At 66.4% G+C, this 2667-nt stretch carries 3 protein-coding genes and 2 pseudogenes; 2 read left to right on the plus strand and 3 right to left on the minus strand.

From position 1 onward, the window contains the following. On the plus strand, window positions 1-289 hold a 289-nt coding region (locus tag NLX94_RS38615), incomplete at its 5' end, for a hypothetical protein (protein ID WP_254387977.1). Between the two features lie 125 nt (window positions 290-414). Here NLX94_RS38615 and NLX94_RS39685 read toward each other — a convergent pair. Continuing rightward, window positions 415-993 (minus strand): annotated as a pseudogene (locus tag NLX94_RS39685) (IS3 family transposase); the annotation flags it as partial. Between the two features lie 5 nt (window positions 994-998). Next, on the minus strand, window positions 999-1274 hold the full coding sequence (locus tag NLX94_RS38620; RefSeq protein WP_254387978.1) for a hypothetical protein: 276 nt from the start codon (window positions 1272-1274) through the stop codon (window positions 999-1001). A gap of 270 nt (window positions 1275-1544) precedes the next feature. On the opposite strand from NLX94_RS38620, the gene NLX94_RS38625 reads away from it, so the two are divergent. Continuing rightward, window positions 1545-2276, plus strand: a complete 732-nt coding sequence (locus tag NLX94_RS38625) for an IS3 family transposase (RefSeq protein WP_254387979.1) — start codon at window positions 1545-1547, stop codon at window positions 2274-2276. 120 nt (window positions 2277-2396) lie between these two features. Here NLX94_RS38625 and NLX94_RS38630 read toward each other — a convergent pair. Beyond that, window positions 2397-2667 (minus strand): annotated as a pseudogene (locus tag NLX94_RS38630) (hypothetical protein); the annotation flags it as partial.

The raw sequence follows: 2667 nt of genomic DNA on the forward strand, positions 1-2667 counted from the left end.
ACGAGAACTCCTCACTGTGCTCGCTCCCAAGGCGCCCGAGGACGCCCCCGAGCAGCACATGGAGGAATCGAAGCTGCGGGCCTTCCTCGCGACGGTTCCCCTCGAACACCTGCGGGAGTCCGGCGTACTCGACTCCCTGCTCCGCATCGCCGAGGTTTCGGACACCGGTGCGGGCGGCGGCGGGAACGGCGCGGACGACAGGGCCGAGGAAGGCATCGCGGAGGACGCGATCGACGCCATGGACCTCGACCACCTCATCCAACTGGCCCTGGAGGGTGACGATTCCTGAACCGCTGTCCTGGTGAGGACCGGGAACACGTCGGGGTGAACCATTCCAGGTTGCGCGGCGAGTCGGAAACTCGCGCATTGAGACCCGGCGTCCGAGTGATGCATCAACTCGCCTGGTTTGTGGGGGACTCCGTCTCGGTCGCGCTGCCACAACCCCATGTCGAGGGCGTCCAGGACGAGCCGGGTCTCCTTCGACGTGGCGGCGGACCGGCCGACGATGCGGCGGGAGAAGGTGTCCATGACGAAGGCGACGTAGACGACGCCGGCGAAGGTGGCGATGTGGGTGAAGTCCGCGACCCAGCACCGGTTCGGGGCCGTTGCCGCGAAGTGGCGGTCTACCAGGTCCGGGGCTCGCTCAGCGGACGGATCGGCGATCGTGGTGATCACCTTCTTGCCGCGGACGGTGCCGGCGATGCCGGCGATGCCGAACTCTCGCATGAGCCGCTCGACGGTGCAGCGGGCCACGACGTGGCCTTGCCGGTTCAGCTCCCGCCAGATTTTCCGAGCCCCGTAAACACGGTAGTTGGTGGTGAACACCTCGTGGATCAGGGGCTTGAGTTCCTCATCCCGCACCGTTGTCGGCGAAGGGGTTTCGAGTCGCTTCTTGTGGGCGTAGTAGGTGGAGGGGTCGATCTTGCAGTCGTGCATGGTCAGCACGGCGCACATCGGCTCGACGCCGCCGAAGCGGTCCCGGTGCTCATCGATGAACGCTACGAGCGTGTGTGTGGCCGGTCGAACTCGGCCGCGAAGAAACTCGCCGACGCTTTCAGGATGTCGTTCGCCCGCTTGAGTTCGGCGTCCTCCTTCTTCAGGGCCTTGATCTGCGCGGACTCCTCCATACTCGTTCCCGGACGCACCCCGCTGTCGATCTGGTCCTGGCGGGCCCACTTGCGTAGCATCTCAGGCGAGCCGATACCGAGCTTCCCGATGACCGCCTTGAACGCGGCCGACTCGGCCGGGTAATCGCCACGTACCTCGGCGACCATGCGGACCGCTCGGCTCGATAGCAGCACAGCCCTTAGCCGACTGACAGGGGGCTGCGGGTGAACTGGGCTTGCTTCGCTTTGACGGACATCGGAGATCAGGGGTTTCGGCCCCGGAAGGATCCGCCAGGCCCAGGCCGACGCGGGTGAACGCGACGGCCTGACCAGCAGCGAACGCGAGGAACTGGCAGCTCTGCGGCGGGAGAATCGCCGCCTGCTTGAGGACGTCGACATGCTCAAGCGTGCGACGGCTTTCTTTGCGAAGGAGACCCTGTGAACGTGGACCCGTTCATCGAGGCGGAGAAAACCGCAGGTCACAACGTCAAACGGACGTGTGAACTCCTCAAGGTCTCCAGAACCGCCTACTACGCCCGCCGCACTGACGCGCCTGGCCCCCGTGCGGTGCGAGTCGCGGAGCTGACCGAACGGATCACCGCTGTCCACCAGCGTTCCCGCGGCACCTACGGCGCCCCGCGCGTCCACGCCGTCCTCCAACATGAAGGCGCCGGCTGCGGCCGCCGTCAGGTCGCACGGCTGATGCGGCAGGCCGGACTCACCGGCCGAACCCGCAGGCGCCGCCTGGCAACCCTCATCGACATCGCTTCCCGCCGCGTCGTTGGCTGGGCCACCGCCGACCACCTACGAACCGAACTCGTCGCCGACGCCCTCACAGCCGCCTGCCGCTCCCGCCGCCCGCACGGCCCGGCGATCTTCCACTCCGACCGCGGATGCCAATACACCAGCCGTGAACTCGCCGGTCTGGCAACGGAGTTCGAAGTCCAGCTGCCCATTGGCCGCACCGGCCAGTGCTGGGACAACGCCCTCGCGGAGTCGTTTTTCTCCACCCTGAAGAACGAGCTGGGCGACCCCTACCCCTGGCCCACCCGGGCCGCCGCCCACACCGCGATATTCGAGTGGATCGAGAGCTGGTACAACTTGCACCGGCTCCACAGCAGCCTCGGCTACCGCAGTCCCGCAGAATACGAGACCGCCTTGGCGGCCTGACCACCACACCAAAGGTGTCCGTCAAAGCGGAGCAAGCTCAGAACAGAGCCAGCCCGATGAGCGGTACGGAAACGAACAACCCCGGGCGTTGATGCCCGGGGTCTTTCTGTTGCGTATCGCCTATCGGGTTCCGAGTGCTCTGTCGATGAAAGCGAACATTTCGTCGTCCGTGGCCGTCTCGATGCGCTGTGTCGTCACGGTCGTGTCAGTCGGGGTGGCGTCGAGGCCGGTCAGTATGGCCTTGACGCGGGTGGCGAGGCGGACTCGGGCTGGGCTCGAGGTCGGGAGGGCGTGCAATGACGCCGCCAGTTTGTCGAGTTCGGCGAACAAGGAGGACGTCTGCGCTTCTGCGTCGTCCTCGGTGTTGCTGAGGAGGGAGTGGATGGCGTCC

The sequence above is a fragment of the Streptomyces sp. TBY4 genome (assembly GCF_024213195.1).
Taxonomy (GTDB): domain Bacteria; phylum Actinomycetota; class Actinomycetes; order Streptomycetales; family Streptomycetaceae; genus Streptomyces.